This window comes from Burkholderia sp. AU16741, from assembly GCF_002223345.1.
In the GTDB taxonomy this organism is placed as follows: domain Bacteria; phylum Pseudomonadota; class Gammaproteobacteria; order Burkholderiales; family Burkholderiaceae; genus Burkholderia; species Burkholderia sola.
Genome location: NZ_NKEZ01000005.1, coordinates 143,250 through 161,054, shown reverse-complemented (window position 1 = coordinate 161,054; position 17,805 = coordinate 143,250). Strand labels below are relative to the sequence as shown.

16 protein-coding genes and 1 pseudogene are annotated in these 17,805 nt (G+C 67.7%); 8 read left to right on the top strand and 9 right to left on the bottom strand.

Annotated elements, in window-relative coordinates:
* Window positions 1-256 precede the first annotated feature (256 nt).
* Window positions 257-1,084, top strand: a complete 828-nt coding sequence (locus tag CFB89_RS13935; RefSeq protein ID WP_089468384.1) for a ferritin-like domain-containing protein — start codon at window positions 257-259, stop codon at window positions 1,082-1,084.
* Window positions 1,085-1,154: 70 nt separating this feature from the next.
* Window positions 1,155-1,661, top strand: coding sequence for a hypothetical protein (locus CFB89_RS13930; RefSeq protein ID WP_089468383.1), 507 nt, complete (start codon window positions 1,155-1,157; stop codon window positions 1,659-1,661).
* Here CFB89_RS13930 and CFB89_RS13925 read toward each other — a convergent pair.
* The 3 genes from CFB89_RS13925 to CFB89_RS13915 all read right to left on the bottom strand — a co-directional run bounded on the left by CFB89_RS13925 (window position 1,655) and on the right by CFB89_RS13915 (window position 5,326).
* A complete protein-coding gene (locus CFB89_RS13925) occupies window positions 1,655-3,106 on the bottom strand; it encodes a DEAD/DEAH box helicase (RefSeq protein WP_089468382.1) in 1,452 nt (483 codons plus the stop codon). The genes CFB89_RS13930 and CFB89_RS13925 overlap by 7 nt on opposite strands.
* 137 nt (window positions 3,107-3,243) lie before the next feature.
* Window positions 3,244-4,542 carry a cytochrome c gene (locus CFB89_RS13920; RefSeq protein ID WP_006477897.1) on the bottom strand — a complete coding sequence of 433 codons (1,299 nt, stop codon included), beginning with the start codon at window positions 4,540-4,542 and terminating at the stop codon, window positions 3,244-3,246.
* A 19-nt stretch (window positions 4,543-4,561) separates the two neighbouring features.
* The gene (locus tag CFB89_RS13915; RefSeq protein ID WP_089468381.1) at window positions 4,562-5,326 is read right to left on the bottom strand and encodes a c-type cytochrome; all 765 of its coding nucleotides are present in this window, start codon (window positions 5,324-5,326) and stop codon (window positions 4,562-4,564) included.
* A gap of 378 nt (window positions 5,327-5,704) precedes the next feature.
* Between CFB89_RS13915 and CFB89_RS13910 the strand changes: the two genes are divergently transcribed.
* The gene (locus CFB89_RS13910; protein WP_089468380.1) at window positions 5,705-6,637 is read left to right on the top strand and encodes a CopD family protein; all 933 of its coding nucleotides are present in this window, start codon (window positions 5,705-5,707) and stop codon (window positions 6,635-6,637) included.
* Window positions 6,638-6,785: 148 nt separating this feature from the next.
* On the opposite strand, the gene dgoD is transcribed toward CFB89_RS13910, so the two are convergent.
* Entirely contained in the window at window positions 6,786-7,934 is a 1,149-nt protein-coding gene (dgoD, locus tag CFB89_RS13905) for a galactonate dehydratase (protein ID WP_089468379.1), read from the bottom strand.
* A gap of 120 nt (window positions 7,935-8,054) precedes the next feature.
* On the opposite strand from dgoD, the gene CFB89_RS13900 reads away from it, so the two are divergent.
* Window positions 8,055-8,765 (top strand): FadR/GntR family transcriptional regulator, encoded by a 711-nt coding sequence (locus CFB89_RS13900; protein WP_089468378.1) that lies wholly within the window; start codon window positions 8,055-8,057, stop codon window positions 8,763-8,765.
* 24 nt (window positions 8,766-8,789) lie between these two features.
* Here the strand turns inward: CFB89_RS13900 and CFB89_RS13895 are convergent, their stop codons facing one another.
* Window positions 8,790-9,035, bottom strand: coding sequence for a DUF1272 domain-containing protein (locus tag CFB89_RS13895; protein ID WP_089468377.1), 246 nt, complete (start codon window positions 9,033-9,035; stop codon window positions 8,790-8,792).
* A 148-nt stretch (window positions 9,036-9,183) separates the two neighbouring features.
* On the opposite strand from CFB89_RS13895, the gene CFB89_RS13890 reads away from it, so the two are divergent.
* On the top strand, window positions 9,184-9,531 hold the full coding sequence (locus tag CFB89_RS13890; RefSeq protein ID WP_089468376.1) for a GFA family protein: 348 nt from the start codon (window positions 9,184-9,186) through the stop codon (window positions 9,529-9,531).
* A gap of 39 nt (window positions 9,532-9,570) precedes the next feature.
* Here the strand turns inward: CFB89_RS13890 and CFB89_RS13885 are convergent, their stop codons facing one another.
* Together CFB89_RS13885 and CFB89_RS13880 are read right to left on the bottom strand one after the other, a co-directional pair.
* A complete protein-coding gene (locus tag CFB89_RS13885; RefSeq protein WP_089468375.1) occupies window positions 9,571-12,678 on the bottom strand; it encodes a transglycosylase domain-containing protein in 3,108 nt (1,035 codons plus the stop codon).
* 244 nt (window positions 12,679-12,922) lie between these two features.
* Entirely contained in the window at window positions 12,923-13,810 is an 888-nt protein-coding gene (locus CFB89_RS13880; RefSeq protein ID WP_089468374.1) for a LysR family transcriptional regulator, read from the bottom strand.
* A gap of 413 nt (window positions 13,811-14,223) precedes the next feature.
* Here CFB89_RS13880 and CFB89_RS34225 point away from each other — a divergent pair.
* Window positions 14,224-14,397: pseudogene (locus CFB89_RS34225) on the top strand (PAAR domain-containing protein); the annotation flags it as partial.
* A 57-nt stretch (window positions 14,398-14,454) separates the two neighbouring features.
* Here the strand turns inward: CFB89_RS34225 and CFB89_RS13875 are convergent.
* Together CFB89_RS13875 and CFB89_RS13870 are read right to left on the bottom strand one after the other, a co-directional pair.
* Entirely contained in the window at window positions 14,455-14,766 is a 312-nt protein-coding gene (locus CFB89_RS13875; RefSeq protein ID WP_089468790.1) for a cupin domain-containing protein, read from the bottom strand.
* A 59-nt stretch (window positions 14,767-14,825) separates the two neighbouring features.
* The gene (locus tag CFB89_RS13870) at window positions 14,826-15,509 is read right to left on the bottom strand and encodes a DJ-1/PfpI family protein (protein WP_089468373.1); all 684 of its coding nucleotides are present in this window, start codon (window positions 15,507-15,509) and stop codon (window positions 14,826-14,828) included.
* A gap of 116 nt (window positions 15,510-15,625) precedes the next feature.
* Here CFB89_RS13870 and CFB89_RS13865 point away from each other — a divergent pair, with 116 nt between their 5' ends.
* Window positions 15,626-16,600, top strand: coding sequence for a GlxA family transcriptional regulator (locus CFB89_RS13865; protein WP_089468372.1), 975 nt, complete (start codon window positions 15,626-15,628; stop codon window positions 16,598-16,600).
* 177 nt (window positions 16,601-16,777) lie between these two features.
* A complete protein-coding gene (locus CFB89_RS13860; protein ID WP_089468371.1) occupies window positions 16,778-17,743 on the top strand; it encodes a LysR family transcriptional regulator in 966 nt (321 codons plus the stop codon).
* Window positions 17,744-17,805 lie beyond the last annotated feature (62 nt).

Genomic DNA, 17,805 nt, shown 5'->3' with positions numbered 1-17,805 from the left:
GCGCGGCGCATCCGATCGAACGCGCGCAAGCGGTTTGAAGGACTCATCTAACGAACGGCAACAGACGCCGTGGAACTGCGCCTGTCGGGTATGGTCAGTGCTCTGGAGCACGAACCTCAAAGTCCGGCTAAGATGCCAGGATGGTTCGGCCGGACCGACTCACTATAAACGCAAGTAAAACGCCGCCTGCGGATCGGCTGGCGCCTGTGCCCCAGGCACGGCCCGGCCTCCGCGCGACGACTGGGAGCGCACTACCATGGACACCAAAACGACGCATGTGATGCCGTGGCGTATCGAGGACATCGACCTGAACCGGATCGATCGTCAGCGTGCCGCCGCGAACGAGGATCTGCTGCTGCTGCTGTGCGCGTCGTCGTTCATCGAGAGCGGCTCGGATCTCTATACGAGCAATCTGAGCGAATTCTTCAATGACGATCCGGAAGTCTCCGCATGGCTCAACAGTGCATGGGAGCCCGAAGAATTGCAGCACGGCCGCGCGCTGAAGGCGTATATCGCGCACGTGTGGCCCGAGTTCGACTGGGATACGGCCTTCGCGAATTTCTTCGCCGAGTATTCGAAGACCTGCTCGGTCGAGGCGTTCGAAAAAACCCGCGCGCTCGAAATGGTCGCACGCTGCGTCGTCGAGACGGGCACGGCCACGCTCTATCGCGCGATCAACGAATGCTCGGACGAGCCGGTGCTGAAGGAAATCACCGACAACATCCGCACCGACGAAGTGCGTCACTACAAGCACTTCTTCAAGTTCTTCAAGAAGTACAACCAGGTCGAAGGCAACGGCCGGCTCGCGGTGCTTGGTGCGCTCGCGCGCCGCGTGATGGAAATCAAGAACGAGGATTCCGAGATCGCGCTGCGCCACGTGTTCGCGATCCGCTATCCGGACCGCGTCGGCGACAGCCAGTACAACCGCGAGCGCGCGGCGCGCATCAATTCGCTCGTTCGTCGCAACCTGTCGGCCGACATGTGCGTGAAGATGCTGCTCAAGCCGCTCGACCTGCCCGCGAAGATCCAGCCGGGCGTTCACTATCCGCTCACGAAGATCACGCGGCACGTTTTCCTGCGCTGATCGCTGCGGCCCGGCCCGGCGCGCGTATGCTGGCGCCTCCTCATCCGATCCGCAGCCGGACCACGCCATCATGACCGATACCCATCGCCACGCGCTCGAACAATGGACGTTCGACGCGTGGCCGCCCGCCGTCGTGTCGCTGTTCGACGGCACCGCGCTCGAGCGTCATGCCGACGTCGCCGCGTCGCTGATCGTCGCGACCGACGACGGCCAGTTGCGCACGACGCTGCTCGGCGTCGGCGAGATCTACGCACACGATGCGCGCACGCTGCTGATCGCGCTCTGGCCGCAGTCGCGAGCGGCACGCGCGATCGCGCGACGGCGCGCGGCCGCGTTGACGCTCGTCGCGGACGGCGCGTTCTTTCAGGCGCAACTGGAGATGGCGCCGCTCGAAGGAGACTTCGGCGGGCTGGCCGGATTCGCTGCGACGATCGCGCACGGCGATGCGCAGCGGGTCGGCTATGCGCGTCTCGCGACAGGCGTCACGTTCACGCTGGAAGGGGAGCGCGCCGCGGTGCTCGCACGCTGGCAACGCCAGATCGAGCACCTGCGGCGCGCGGCCGCGCGGCTTCAGTGACCGCGCTGGCCGCTGCGCGACGAACGGTTGCGGTTCGGATGCGCGGCGTTGCCGCTTGCCGGGCGGGCGCCGTTGCCGCCGCCTGCCGGACGTCCGCCGCTGTTGCTGCCAGCGCCGGCGCCGCCTTGCGTGCGCGGCTTCGCGGCCTTCTGCTGGGCAGCCTTCGGTTGCGCGTTGCCGTCGCGTTTCGCGGCCGGCTGGCCTGAGCCGCCGGCACGCGGCTGGCGATTGCCGCCACCACCGCCACCGCCGCGCGGCTGCTGCTGCCCGCGGCGCTGCTGGATCGGCTCCGGCTTCGCATTCGGATCGGGTTCGAAGCCCGCGATCACTTCCTGCGGGATCTCGCGCTTGATCAGCCGCTCGATGTCGCGCAGCAGTTGCTTCTCGTCGACGCACACGAGCGACACGGCTTCGCCGGTCGCGCCCGCGCGGCCCGTGCGGCCGATCCGGTGCACGTAATCCTCGGGCACGTTCGGCAGGTCGAAGTTGACGACGTGCGGCAACTGGTCGATGTCGATCCCGCGCGCGGCGATATCGGTCGCGACGAGCACCTGCAGCGTGCTGTTCTTGAACTCGGCCAGCGCGCGCGTACGCGCCGACTGGCTCTTGTTGCCGTGGATCGCCATCGCGCTGATGCCGTCCTTCGTCAACTGTTCGGCGAGCCGGTTCGCGCCGTGCTTGGTGCGCGTGAACACCAGCACCTGGAACCAGTTGTGTTCGCGGATCAGGTGCGTGAGCAGCTCGCGCTTGCGGTCGCGGTCGACCGGGTGGATCTTCTGCGCGACGCTTTCGGCGGTCGTGTTGCGGCGGGCGACCTCGATCAGCGCGGGCGAGTCGAGCAGGCTGTCGGCGAGCGCCTTGATTTCATCGGAGAAGGTGGCCGAGAACAGCAGGTTCTGGCGCTGCGGCGGCAGCTTCGCGAGCACGCGCTTGATGTCGTGGATGAAGCCCATGTCGAGCATCCGGTCGGCTTCGTCGAGCACGAGGATGTCGAGATCCGACAGGTCGATGGTCTTCTGCTGCATGTGGTCGAGCAGGCGCCCCGGCGTCGCGACGACGATGTCGACGCCGCGCTTGAGCGCGTCGATCTGCGGATTGATGCTGACGCCGCCGAACATGACGGTCGAGCGCAGCTTCAGGTACTTGCTGTACGCGCGCACGCTTTCCTCGACCTGGGCGGCGAGTTCGCGCGTCGGCGTGAGGATCAGTGCGCGCACCGCGCGCTTCGCGCCACGGTGCTCGGCGTAGAACGTGTGCAGGCGTTGCAGGATCGGCAGCGTGAAGCCGGCGGTCTTGCCGGTGCCGGTTTGCGCGCCGGCGAGCAGGTCGCCGCCGCCGAGGACGGCCGGGATCGCCTGCTGCTGGATCGGGGTCGGCGACGTGTAGCCGAGCTCGTTGACCGCCTTGACCAGCGGTTCGGCCAAGCCGAGAGATTCGAAAGACATAGATACCACTCTTGAGTTTTATGATCGGCGACACAGCGCGCGGCCCGCGCGGCAAACCTGCATCGCTAAACAGCCAAAAAGCAAAAGGGCGCGGCCGCGGTTTCCCGCAGCCGCGCCCCGTTTGTGTGAGCCGCTTCTTAGTCGAGCGGCGCGGAACGCAGGTCGCTCACCTGTTGCGGCGAGATCGGCGTACCGTTGTTACCCCAAGACATCCGGATATACGTGACGACCGCCGCGACTTCCTGGTTCGACAGCGACTGCGCGAACGGCGGCATCCCGTACGGACGCGGATTCTTGAACGTGCTCGGCGGGTAGCCGCCATTCAGCACCATGCGGATCGGGTTGACCGCCGATTCCATCATGATCGAGTGGTTGCCCGCGAGCGGCGGATAGGCCGGCGGCTTGCCGGCGCCGGTTTCGGCGTGGCAGGTCGCGCAGTTGTCCGCGTAGATCTTCTTGCCCTGGTCGAACAGCGCGTTGCCGAACTGCTTCGACGGCTCGTACTGCATGTTCTTCGGCGCTTCAGCCTTCTGCGGGATCGACTTCAGGTACGTCGACATCGCGCGCGTATCTTCGTCGGTCATGTACTGCAGGCTGTTGTGGACCACGTCCGCCATCGGGCCGAACACCGCGCCCTTCTGCGACACGCCGGCCTGCAGCAGGTCGGACAGCTCCTGCACGTGCCAGTCGCCGAGGCCGAGTTCCTTGTCGTTCGTCAGCGACGGCGCATACCAGTTCTGCAGCGGGATCAGGCCGCCGGCGAACGCCGACGAACTCACCGGGCCGCCCATCATGTTGATCGACGTGTGGCACATCGAGCAATGGCCGAGGCCTTCGACGAGATACGCGCCGCGGTTCCATTCGACCGACTTCGTCGGATCCGGCTTGTACTCGCCTTCCTTGAAGAACAGCGTGCGCCAGCCGATCAGCAGGTTGCGGTTGTTGAACGGGAACTTCAGTTCGTGCGGACGGCTCGGCACCGACACCGGCGGCACCGAACGCAGGTACGCGTAGATCGCGTCCGAATCGGCGCGCGTGACCTTCGTGTAGCTCGCGAACGGGAAGCCCGGGTACAGCAGGCTGCCGTCCTTCGAGCGACCCGTGTGCATCGCGCGGTAGAAGTCGTCCGACGTCCACTTGCCGATACCGTTCTGGTCGTCCGGCGTGATGTTCGGCGTGTACATCGTGCCGAACGGCGTCGCCATCGGCAGGCCGCCCGCGAACGACTTGCCGCCGCGCACGGTGTGGCACGCGATACAGTCGCCGACGCGCGCGAGGTATTCGCCCTTCTTGATCAGCGCGGCCTGGTCGGCCGGCGTGGCCGCGACGGCGGCGGCGCCGTGCAGCGTGTCGTTGCCCGGCCACAGGACCGGCACGAGGGCGGCAGCCGCGACGATCGCGACGGCCGAGAGTGCAAACAGGGACTTGCGTTTCATTGTGTCTGTCTCCCTTGCCTTATTGCGGTTCGCTGCCGCAGGCGAGCGGAGTCTTCATCGAACGCGCCGGGGCCGGCACGGGGTTGGCGGGCGCCGGTTGCGCGGCGAGCCATGCGGTCACGGCCGTCACGTCTTCATCCGACAGCTTCGACGCGATCTCGTGCATGCAATCCGGTGCCTTCGCGTGACGGTTGCCCGAGCGCCATGCGCCGAGCTGCGCGCTCAGGTAATCGGCGTGCAGGCCGACGAGGCCCGGGATCGCCGGCTGCATGCCGGTCAGCCCTGCGCCGTGGCAGGCCACGCAGGCAGGCAGCTTGCGGGACGGGTCGCCCTGCGTGACGAGCTGCTTGCCGCGCGCGAGCGTCGCGGCCGGCAGCGTCGGCTTCGCCGGCGTCGGGTACGGCGGACGTTCGGCCGAGAAGTGCTCGGCGATTTCCTTCAGGTAATCGTCGTTCAGGTACGTCAGCAGATAGTTCATCGGCGGGTACTTGCGCCGGCCGTCGCGGAAGTTGACGAGCTGGTTGTACAGGTACTCGGCGGGCTTGCCGGCCAGACGCGGGAAGTAGTCGTTGTCCGTGCCCTGGCCGTGGACGCCGTGGCATGCGGTACAGCCGCGCACACGCTCGGCCATCGTATCGGGTGCCTTGAGCGGCGCCTGCTGGGCGTGCGCTTGCTCCGTGGGCTTGGTCTGCGCTTGGGCAGCGCTCATAAGGCCCGCGCCGCCGATCATCAGAACGGCGAGCAGCGGACGGAAGAGGCGTCTTGAAGACACACGAGACTCCATGTTTATTCGTCGGGGACCTTGTCCGGGCTACGATCGGCTCGGCGCATGGACGGCAGGACAGCCGGGCTGCTGCGACGCGGCATTCTATCATCGATGGGTAATGACGGCTATTTGGCAAAAGGACATCGGTTCCTGTCCGTTTGCGACTTGCGACAATTTGACGCGCATTGCGCCGGGCTCATGTGAACCGGCGTGCGTTTTCCCCATCGAAGACCGTACACTCGCGGGTCGCGCGGCGCCGCCTCCGCCGCAGGTCCAGTCATTTCTCCCGTTTCCGGATTCATCGATGACGTTTTCTACCGTGCCGTTGCCTGCCTCCCGCTGCCCGTTCCCTTGCCGCCGCACTGCCGGCCTGCCGCTTGCGGGAGGGGCCGCGCGATGAAGTTCGACAGCTTGTGGATCGGTCAGGTCGCGCTCGCGGCGCTGATGGATGCGGCGTTCGCGATGGCGGTCGGCTCGGCGCTGCTCAAGGCGTGGCTCGGCAAGGACGGCGCGCGGCCGCTCGTCGCGCCGTCGCACCCCGCATGGCTGCGCGCGCAACATTCGCTGGTCGCGGCGGCGCTGGCGCTGGTGCTCGCCGATCTCGGCTGGCTCGTCTACGAGGCCGCGGCGATGAGCGGCGCGGGGCTCGGCGGCGCGTTCGCCGCGATTCCCGTGATGCTGATGCAAACGCACACGGGCTTCGCCTGGAGCGTCGCGTTCGCCGGCGCGGTGCTGCTCGCGATCGTCGCGCTCGCGAAGCCGGACGGCCCGCTCGCGCATGCGGTGCTGTGGCTCGCGGTGATCGTGGTCGCGGCCGGCAAGGCGTCGCTCGGCCATGCGGCCGACAGCGGCGCGTTGTCCGCGGCGGTCGGCGTGCAGACGCTGCACCTGCTGGCCACCGCCGTGTGGGGCGGCCTCGTGCTCGCGGGCGGGCTCGCGGTGTTGCCGGCGCTGGGTACGTCGGTCGCGCGCGGCGCGCTGATCCGCATCGGCCAGCACCTGTCGCGCACGTCGATCGTCGCGGTCGTCTTCGTGCTCGGCACCGGCGTGCTCAACGCGATTCGCGGGCTCGGCGGCTCGCTCGCGCCGCTCGACGGCAGCACGTGGGGGCGCGTGTTGCTGCTGAAGCTGCTGCTCGTCGCGCTCGCGCTCGTGCTCGGCGGGCTCAACCGCTTCTCGGCGCTGCCGCGCCTGCGCCGCACCGCGTCGACCGAGGACGCGTACACGTTCCGCAACATCCTGCATCTCGAAGGGATGACGATGATCGGCGTGTTCGTCGCGGCGGCCGTGCTGTCGTTCAGCGTGCCGGGGTTCGCCGCGCTCGGCTGACGGCCGAACGGCGGGGCGCCGGGCCGGCGCCGGCGCGCGCCGCCGGCATGGCGCGGATGCAAAAACGGCCGCCTTGTCGGGGCGGCCGTGTCGAACGCGTCGCGCGGCGCACGTGCCGCGCAACGCATCCTTCCATCTCACGCGTTCATCACCACTCGGCGACGCTGCCGTCCGCGTGGCGCCATACCGGGTTGCGCCAGCGATGGCCGGTCTTCGCCATCTCGCGCACCTTCTCCTCGTTCACGTCGATACCGAGCCCCGGCCCTTGCGGGATCGCGACGAAGCCGTCCTCGTAGCGGAACACCTCGGGGTTGCGCAGATAGTCGAGCAGGTCGTTGCCCTGGTTGTAATGGATGCCGAGGCTCTGTTCCTGGATGAACGCGTTGTAGCTGAGCGCGTCGAGCTGCAGGCACGCGGCGAGCGCGATCGGCCCGAGCGGGCAATGCAGCGCGAGCGCGACGTCGTAGCTTTCCGCGAGCGTCGCGATCTTGCGGCACTCGGTGATGCCGCCCGCGTGCGACGCGTCCGGCTGGATGATGTCGACGTAGCCGCCCGCGAGGATGTGCTTGAAATCCCAGCGCGAGTAGAGCCGCTCGCCGAGCGCGATCGGCGTGTTGGTCTGGTTGACGATGTCGCGCAGCGCCTCGGCGTTCTCCGACAGCACCGGCTCCTCGATGAACATCAGCTTGTACGGGTCGAGCTCCTTCGCGAGCACCTTCGCCATCGGCTTGTGCACGCGGCCGTGGAAGTCGACGCCGATCCCGACGTGCGGGCCGACCGCGTCGCGCACCGCCGCGACGTTCGCGATCACCTGCTCGACCTTGTCGTAGGTGTCGACGATCTGCAGCTCCTCGGAGCCGTTCATCTTCACGGCCTTGAAGCCGCGCTCGACCACCGCGCGCGCGTTGTTCGCGACGTCGCTCGGCCGGTCGCCGCCGATCCACGAATACACCTTGATGCGGTCGCGCACCTGGCCGCCGAGCAGCGCATGCACGGGCACGCCGTGATGCTTGCCCTTGATGTCCCACAACGCCTGGTCGACGCCCGCGATCGCGCTCATCATGATCGGGCCGCCTCGGTAGAAGCCCGCGCGGTACATCACCTGCCAGTGATCCTCGATCAGGAGCGGGTCGCGGCCGACGAGATAGTCGGCCAGTTCCTGCACGGCGGCCTCGACCGTGTGCGCGCGGCCTTCGACGACCGGCTCGCCCCAGCCGATGATGCCCTCGTCGGTCTCGATCTTGAGGAACAGCCAGCGGGGCGGGACGACGAACGTTTCGAGGCGGGTGATTTTCATGACGCGAGTCTCCATGATTGACCGGCGCGCCCGGGCGGGCGCGGCGCACGATCCGTGCTTTCGCGGTTATCCTAGCGTAGTCGAATAAAAAATAGTATTAATAGCATTAATGCGCAGATAGTGGGCAGCCCCGCCCGACGGAGAACGATCATTCAACGCGACCTGCATGGACAAACGGCCTTCCGGCTCGCGACGGCGATCCTGCGCGGCGACTATCCGCCCGAATCGTTGCTGCCGAGGGAACCCGACCTGATGGAGATGTACGGCGTGAGCCGCACGGTGATGCGCGAGGCGCTGCGCACGCTGACGTCGAAGGGGCTGGTCGAATCGCGGCCGAAGGTCGGCACGCGCGTGCGGCCGCGTCGTTCGTGGAACCTGCTCGATGCCGACCTGCTCGACTGGTATGCGCGCGTCGCGCCGCCGCTCGCGTTCGCGCTGAAGCTGCAGGAGATGCGCGAGATGATCGAGCCGCACGCGGCCGCGCTGGCCGCGCGCACGCATACGCCCGAAGCATTCGACGCGATCGACGACGCGGTGCGCGCGATGGCCGCCGCGCGCAACGTCGACGAATGGGTGCGCGCCGACCTGTACTTTCACCTGAGCGTGCTGGAGGCCGGCGGCAACGAGTTGCTGGTGCCGCTCGGCGCGCTGATCGATCGCACGCTCGAGGCGCAACTGCAACTGAACGCGCGCCGGGCGGACGTGTACAACGCGTCGCTTGCCGAGCATACGGCCGTCAGCGACGCGATCCGCGTGCGCGACGAGAGCGGCGCGCGCCGCGCGATGGCGACGCTGCTCGCGGTGACGCGTGCGCGGATCGAGATGTCGTGACGGACGCGGGGTGAGGCGGTGCCGTCAGGCGTTCGCGCAGCCGCCCGGCTTGTGGATGCGTTCCGTCGACGGCGGGTATTTCGAGAGCAAGCTCGCCGGCCGTCGCGGCCGCGCGACCAGGTCGCCGCCGCAGTTCGGGCAGCGGCCCTTCAGCACGTCGTCCGCGCAGGTCGCGCAGAACGTGCATTCGAACGTACAGATGCGCGCTTCCGCCGAGTCGGGCGGCAGGTCCTTGTTGCAGCATTCGCAGCCGGGGCGCAGTTCGAGCATGATCGTCTCCTGGGTCGATGAGGGATGGGCGCCGCCCGGACATTGCGTGCGGCACGTGCGAGCGCTACTGTACGCGTTTGGATCGGCCCGGCCAACGGTGTCCCGCTCGGGCGCCGGCGCTGCGCACGGGCTGCACCGGGAGACGACCATGCTTTATCGCGGAAGCTGTCATTGCGGGGACGTGACGTTCGAGGCGGAAGGCGACCTGCAGGGCGTGATGGCGTGCAACTGCTCGATCTGCCAGCGCAAGGGCGCGCTGATGTGGTTCGTGCCGCGCGACCACATGAAGCTGCTGACGCCCGACGAAAATCTCGCGACCTACCTGTTCAACAAGCACGTGATCCGGCATCGCTTCTGCAAGCGCTGCGGGATTCACGCGTTCGGCGAAGGCGTCCATCCGGACGGCACCGCGATGGCCGCGATCAACGTGCGCTGCGTCGAGGGCGTCGATCTCGACGCATTGCCCGTCACGCACTACGACGGCCGCTCGCACTGAGCGGCGCGCCGTTGCGGGCGCCTGCGCGGCGCGGCCCGATCACGACGGTTGCGCGGCCGCCGCGTTCGGCGCAGGCGTCTCCGCCTGCGGCGCCGGGCCGGCGGTGCGCGTGCCGGCGTCGGCCGGGCGTTCGATCAGCGGTGCGAGCGCCGGCGCCATCGACTTCAGCAACTGCACAGCCATCGCGCTCGTGAAGTCGTAGCGCGCCGCATACGGTTCGTGCGCGGTCGCCGTCAGCACGCCGAAGAACCGGTCGCCGATCGCGAACACGAAGGTGCCGCTGCGGTTGACCTTGCGCGACTCGATCAGCCGCGCGCCACGGGCGTAGACGTTGAAGCGCTGGTCGCCCGTCCCGGTCTTGCCGTACACGTCGAGCGTCTTGCCGTCCGGCAGCGTGAGCCCGCCCGCGAGGCGGCGCGCGGTGCCGTGGAGCACGACGTTGCGCAGCAGCGTGTGCGCCACGTTGACGATCTCCGGCGCCAGCATCGGCTGCGGCTGCGCGGCCGCGCGCACGAAGCGGGTTTCGTACGGCGTGCCCTTCGCGAAATCGAGCCGCGTGATCGTCTCGGTCGGCGCCTTCTGGCCGCCGTTCGCGATCAGGCCGATCAGCTTCGCGAGCGCGTCCGGCTGGTCGCCCGATGCGCCGATCGCGGCCGCGTAGGACGGCGTCACTTCCGCGAACGGGTAGCCGAGCGCGCGCCACGACTTCGTGATCTCCGCGTACGCGCGCAGTTCGACCATGCGGCGGATGCGCCGGTCCTGCGTCGCGTGGTAGCGGGTCTTGTACAGCCACGAATACGTGTAGAAACGCGCATCGCGGCTGTCGCGCTGCACCTCGGCGAGCGACGCGGCCGGATGCGCGCGCAGGTAGTTGAGCGTCCACAGCGCGAGCGGATGGACGCTCGCGATATAGCCGCGATCGTTGAGGTTGAAGCGGTCGATCGCGTACTTCGCGTAGAGCGCGGCGAGATCGTCGTCGGACAGCGTCGCGGCCGGCGTGCCTTTCAGTTGCGCGCGCATCTGCGCATCGAACCACGCGAGCGATTCGTTCGGCGCGACGCTGCGCAGCACCGTCGCGAGCTTCGGCGGCGACTTGCGCACGTCGCGCAGCATCAGCGCGAGCGCGTCGTCGGGCGCCTTGCCCGCATAGCGCGTGTAGTAGCGCTTCACGTAGACCTGGCTTTCTCCGTCGACGAATTGCTGCAGGTAATGCTGGCGCTGCGCGGGATCGTTGAGCCACGACGACGACGGGCCGGCCGCCTGCAGCATTTCGTAGTGGACGATGTCGCGCATCAGCCGCACGAACACGAGGTTGACCGAGTGCTCGAACGCCGCGTGCAGCGTCAGGATGCGGCCGTTGTCCGACTTCTCGAAGTTGGAGAACACCTGCGCGCCGCCGCCCGTATAGAACACGTCCGGGCTCGCCGAATACTTGCGTTCGACGGACGCATCGAGCATCGCCTGCAGCGAGCGGTCGCGCGTATGCGACAGGTAGTCGAGCGCCCAGCGCGACAGCCCGTCGATCGGATCGGGTTTCACGCGCGCGAGCTCCGCGTTCGACAGGTTCGCATAGCGCGCATGCAGATCGGTGACGATCTGCAGGTACGTGATCAGCGTGCGCAGCTTCGCGGTCGAGCCGAGGTTGATGCGGCCGCCGCGATTCACGTCGAACGGCTGGTTCACGCTGTCGGTCTGCACGCGCAGCATGTTCGCGCCGTTGCGGTGCTCGTACAGCGTGAAGCTGTACGTGAGGTGCGACGGATCGTCCTTCGGCGCGAGCATCTCGAAACCGTACAGGCCGGCAGCCTGCGCGCCGTCGCGCGTCGATGCCCGCGCGAGCCGCTCGGCGACCGCCTGCTGCACGCCGTTGTCGAGCGTGCTGGTGGCCTGCAGGTCGAGCTGGTCGAGCTGGTACAGGTCGCTGATGCCGAGCGCCGACAGCAGCGACGCGCGCGCGGACGTCACGGCCTTGCGCGACACGAACGACTGCACGCGCGCGGCGGCCGGCGGCGCGCTGCGTTCGATCTGCGCGGCGAGCGCGGCATCGCGCAGCGCGGGCGATATCACGCCGCCGTTCGACAGCAACCGCAGGTAGCTGTCGGTCAGCTTCTGCAGCGCCGGATAGCCGCGGTTGAGGAAGTACGACGGCGCGCGCTGCGCGATCAGCAGCGACAGCGTCTCGCGGAACATCTTGCCCTGCTGGTCGACGTTGTCGCCGGTCGTCGGCGCGGACAGCACGCGGTTCACCTCGTTGAAGTCGCGGCCGTACCACGCGGCGAGACCGTCGCCGATGCCGGTGATTTCTCCGACGTGCGGCCGCGCCGCGAGCGGCACCGAGTTCAGGTAGCGCACCACGATCGTGCGGCGCGCGAGCATCGTCTGCGGGCCGTTCAGGTACGCGCGCACCGACGCGGACGCGATCTGCCGCAGCTTCTCGGGCGGCGTCGCGGTGCGGCCCTCGGGCGAATGGCGGAATTTCTCGATCTGCGTCGCGAGCGTGCTGCCGCCCGGGCGCGCCTGATGGCGGTTGACCACGTGCAGCGCCTGGTCGGCCAGCGCGCGGCTGAAGCGCCCCCAGTCGATCGCCGGGTTGCGGTTCGGTTGGTTCGCATCGAGCAGGTAGCGATCCTCGATGAACAGCAGTGAATCGGTGATCACGCGCGGCACCGTGTCGAAGTCGGCGTAGACGCGCTGCGGGAACACGGTCGCGAACAGCGGCGAGCCGGTCGAATCGAACAGCATCAGGCCCGTCTGGTCTTTCTCTTCGTAAGGGAGAAACAGCCCGCGCTCGCCGAGCGACAGCATCCGTTGCGAATCGCGCGCCTGTTCGCTGACGACGAACCCGCGCGCGAGCAACCGCTGCTGGAACGCGGGGATCATCGCGTAGCCGAAGCGCTGGTCGTACGGGCCGTTCCCGGGGAAGCGGATGTGATCGCTCGGCCCCGCCTCGACCGTGTAGCCGACGTCGCGGGTGAGCTCGGACAGGTAGCGTGCCTGCAGCCGGGATGTTTCGATCTCGGTCTGCACGAGCCGTGCGACGATCGCCACCGCGATCAGCAGCGCGGCGAGCAAAGACCACTTGGCCCACGTCCAGACCGATGCGGGACCGGTCACGCGCGGGAGGATACGATTCAGCGGCCGATTCATGGCGGCGTCTCCCTGAGGGCGCGGTTGTCCGGCCACACCCCATTAAGGATTAGTGTAGTCCTCCGCAGCGAGCTGCCAAGAGCGGTTGACTACCGAGATGCGCCGGCGCAACAGGCGTGCCCGTTCCGTCCCAGCGACGGGCCGACGGCCGTCGGCACGCCTGCCGGCGTGCCGCCCCGGCCAAGCGTGGGGAGCGGGCGGCGGCGAATCGGCGAGGAAAATCGGGCGCGATTGCGTCCTTCATTTAACTGACGAAATGCTCGATCAGATGATCGACGAACAGCCGCGCCTTGCGCGGAAAGTGCCGGCGGCTCGGGTACGCGACATTCATCTCGAGGGTCTCGAGCCGATAGCCGGGCAGCAGCGCGAGCAGCCGGCCGTCGTCGAGATCCGGCTTGACGAGGAAATCGGGCAGGACCGCGATGCCCATGCCGGACAACGCCCAGTTCCGGATCAACCCCACGTTGTTCGACGATGCGGATTTGTTCGGGCGCACGGTGGTGCGCGTCTGTTCGTGTTCGAACGACAGGTATTCGCCCGCGAAATCGGCATGGAATGCCAGGCCCGCGTGCGACGCGAGATCGTGCGGATGGCCCGGCGCGCCGTGCCTCTCGACATAGTGCGGCGCCGCGCAGACGATCCGGTTGATGCGCGTGAGCGGGCGCTTCACGAGGGTGTTGTTGCTGATGTGCTGCGACAGCAGCAGCCCGATGTCGAAACCCTCCGACACGAGATCGACGTGACGGTCCACGATTGTCACTTCCGGCACGATCGCCGGATGGCGCGTCTTGAACGCGTCGATGGCCGGCGCGAGCACGTGCATGCCGAACATGACAGGCGCGGCGATTTTCAGCGAGCCGATCGGTTCGTGATGCATCGACGCGATCGTTTCCTCGACCCGGTCGATTTCGTCGATCACGTGGCGGATCTGCGCCAGATAGAGGTGGCCCGCATCGGTCAGCGACAGGCTGCGGGTGGTGCGATTCAGCAGGCGTGCGCCGAGCCGATCCTCGATGCTCATCACGAGCCGGGTGGCCGACGAGTTGGAGATGTTCAGTTCCGTGGCTGCGCGCGCGAAACTGCGAAGTTCGGCGACCTTGACGAATAGTCGCATCGGTAGGAGTTCGTCCATTTTTTATCGATAAACAGAAAGTGTTGATTGAATTCTATCTATCGGATTACCGAATTTTAACGACCCGTTTTAACGAATGATTATTATGGAATCGCGTATTTATCGGGTGTGCGAACGGTCGGAGAATGATGGGTTCCCGGGCGTTAAGGCGTTGAATTGGCGATTTGATTTAGTATGCCATTAAACCTTTTTTGGGGATTTGTATTTAGTAATTGTACGAAAATATAGGCGAATTTTTTCGTTAAAGCATCGGACGTTATCGATGCAAGGTGATGCCGAACCGTATACGTCCCTGTTGCGTTGGTGGCTTCGCGCACTCGTGCCGACGCACGGCCTCGACGGAACGGTGGATCGGGTAGTCGTACGCAGTCGGGTTCGGCGCATCGCGGCGGCTGAGCGCGCGTGGCGCCGGATCCGTGTTCTGTGCGGCGTGCAAGTCGCCGGGCGTGATCGTGTCGGACGGCGGCGAGCGCACGACGACCGTGATGGGCAAGGTCGTCGCGCTCGAACACGACCTGTGCCAGTGCCACTGCACGCCGCAGCCGAAACTGATCCCGTCGCAGGCGACGGGGACGATCTCGGGCTGAGCCCCGCCGCGCGCAGGCGGTGGCGCTCGCGCGGCCTCGAGACGCCGATGTCCGCCGTCAGACGCTGCCTGCGGTCTCGATCACGAGGATGCGCGCGGCGCCGAGCGGATGTGCGACGTGCTCGGTGCCGACCGTCGCATGGAAGACGTCGCCCGTCTCGAGCACCGTCGCATGCTCGACGCCTGCGTCGCGGTAGCGCATCTCGACGCGGCCATCGAGCACCGCGAACACCTCCTCGCCGTCGTTCACGTGCCAGCGATACGGCTGGTCGGCCCAGTGCAGCCGGACCGTGATGCCGTTCAGGTTCGCGATGTCGAGCGCATCCCACGCGCGATCCGCCGTGAATGCGGCACTCCGGACGATCTTCATCGATGTGTTCTCCGGCACGCGTGTGTGCCGCTTTCCCGTGATTTTTCCGACATCCGTATTCAGCGCGCCGTCGCGCGCAGCGCCTGCTCGACGATCTGCTTGCGCTTCGCGAAGCCGGCTGCCGTCCGTTCGGTGACGCGCGTCACGACCGCCGCCGGCGCGGTGTCGGGCGAGCCGGCGTCGAATGGCGGCGCGGGCGCATATTCGAGCTGCAGCTGGATCGCCTGCGCTTCTTCGTCGCCGACCAGCTCCGCGGCGATCGTCAGCGCGAAGTCGATGCCGGCCGTCACGCCGCCGCCCGTGACCAGGTTGCCGTCGCGCACGACGCGCTCGCGCACCGGTATCGCGCCCAGCGGTTCGAGCAGCGAGTGGAACCGCCAGTGCGTCGTCGCGCGCCGTCCGCGCAGCAGGCCGGCCACGCCGAGCAGCAATGCGCCCGTGCAGACCGACGTCACGTAGCGCGCGGCGGCCGCGCGCTGCTGCACGAACGCGATCGTGTCGGCATCGAGCAGCAGCTCGTTGATGCCGATCCCGCCCGGGATGCAGATCACGTCGAGCGGCGGGCAGTCGTCGAACGTGCAGGTGGGCGCGAGCGCGAGGCCGCTGCTCGACGCGACTGCGTCGCGCGACTTCCACACCAGATGGACGGCCGCATCGGGCAACGACGCGAGCACGTCGTGCGGGCCGGTGAGGTCGAGTTGCTGGACGCCCGGAAAGACGAGAAGGCCGATATGCAGGGTCATGCGAAGACTCCGTCGGGAAGGGAACGCGTGCCGTTCGGCACGGGATGGACAGATCGATTCTAGGCGCGTAGTGTTTGGCGAAATTGCCATATCACCCACGTTTTCAGCCAATCGCCGTGCCTGCCGCCGCCCCGCGTTCGATCCTGGTCCTCGCGTTTCCCCGTGCGCAGCTGCTCGATGTGACCGGGCCGCTGCAGGTGTTCGCGTCCGTGAACGAGCTCGCGCTGGAGCGCGGGCAGCCGGCGCCGTATGCGCCGCGTGTCGTGGCCGTCGAAGCCGGGCCCGTCGAGACGTCGTCCGGCCTCGTCGTGATGGCCGAGTCGCTGCGCGCGGCTGCGCGCCGTCCCGATACGCTGATCGTCGCCGGCGGCAAGGGCGTGCATGCGGCGTCGAAGGATGCGCGGGTGGTGCGCTGGGTGCGGCAGCAGGCCGCTCGCGCGCGGCGCGTGGCGTCGGTCTGCACCGGCGCGTTCCTGCTCGCCGAGGCCGGCCTGCTCGACGGGCGGCGCGCGGTCACGCACTGGGCGCGCTGCGACGAATTCGCGGCGCGTTACCCGAACGTGCGCGTCGAGCCGGACCCGATCTTCATCCGCGAAGGCGCGTTGTGGACGTCGGCCGGCGTGACGGCCGGCATCGATCTCGCGCTCGCGCTGGTCGAGGAGGATCTCGGGCGGGCGACCGCGCTCGACGTCGCGCGCGAACTCGTCGTGTTCCTGAAGCGTCCGGGCGGGCAGGCGCAGTTCAGCACGATGCTGTCGATGCAGCGCACCGCCGACCGGTTCGGCGAACTGCACGCGTGGATGGCCGAGCACCTGACGGCCGACCTGTCGGTGCCCGCGCTCGCCGAGCGCGTAAGCATGAGCGAGCGCAGCTTCGTGCGCCACTATCGTGCGGAGACCGGCCGCACGCCGGCGCGCGCGGTCGAGCAGATCCGGGTCGAGGCCGCGCAACGCCTGCTCGGCGAAACGGCGTGGCCCGTCAAGCGGATCGCCGGGCGTTGCGGCTTCGGTTCCGAGGAGACGCTGCGACGCAGTTTCGTGCGCGTGCTCGGCGTGTCGCCGCAGGGATATCGCGAGCGGTTCGTGCGGTGACGGACGACGGATGGGCGGGGCCGGCGCGGGCGCTGCCCGGAACTGAACGGAAACCGGTCGGTTTCCAGTCCGAAGCGCCGAAACTATTCAGGATCGGACAACAATAGGCGGGGGCTTGTGCCGCGCCTACCGCGCGCTCTATTCTGTTCCGTTGGCGATTCGAAAGAGGGAAGCAGCATGGACCGAATCCAGGCAATGGAAGTTTTTACCCGCGTGGTCGACGCGAACAGCTTCACGCGGGCGGCCGACACGCTCGCGATGCCGCGCGCGTCGGTGACGACCATCATCCAGAATCTCGAGGCGCTGCTCGGCGTGCGCCTGATGCACCGGACGACGCGCCGGCTGTCGCTGACGCCGGAGGGCGCCGCGTACTACGAGCATTGCATGAAGATCATCGCGGAGATCGCCGAGGCCGACGCCAGTTTCCAGGCCGGCAACCGCAAGCCGAGCGGCGTGCTGCGCGTCCACATGCCGAGTTCGCTCGGGCGGCGCGTCGTGCTGCCGTCGCTGTCGATCTTCCGGCAGCGCTATCCGGACATCACGCTCGAGCTGGGGCTGTCCGACCGCTACGTCGATCCGGTCGAGGAGGGCATCGATTGCATGATCCGGGTCGGCCCGCTCGAGGATTCGTCGATGGTCGCGCGGCGCATCGGGATGCTCAAGCGCGTGACGTGCGCGTCGCCCGACTACCTCGCCCGTCACGGCGAGCCGAACGAGATTGCCGATCTCGTCGAGCATCATGCGGTGAATTTCCGCGCGAGCCACGGCGCGCGGGCGATTCCGTGGGTGTTCATGATCGACGGCAAGCCGTTCGAGGTGCGGATGAACGGCAGCGTCACGGTCAACGATTCGGATGCGTACGTGACGTGCGGGCTCGAAGGCTTCGGGATGATCCAGCCGACGCTGTTCATGGTGCTGCCGCACCTGCTCGACGGCTCGCTGGTCGAGGTGCTGCCGGATAGCAATCCGAAGCCGAAGCCTATCTCGATCGTGTATCCGCACAATCGGCATCTGTCGCAGAAGGTGCGCGTGTTCGCCGACTGGATCGCGGAGGTGTTCGAGTCGACGCCGGCGCTGGAGGGTGGGGAGAACTGGCGGGGGAAGGTGGGGGTTGAGGCGCTGCGCGGAGCGGTGGTGGCGTAGTCGCGGCGCGCGGGCTGAAGTGACCCTAGCCCACAAAACTGTCCCATTTGAAAGTGGAAAAT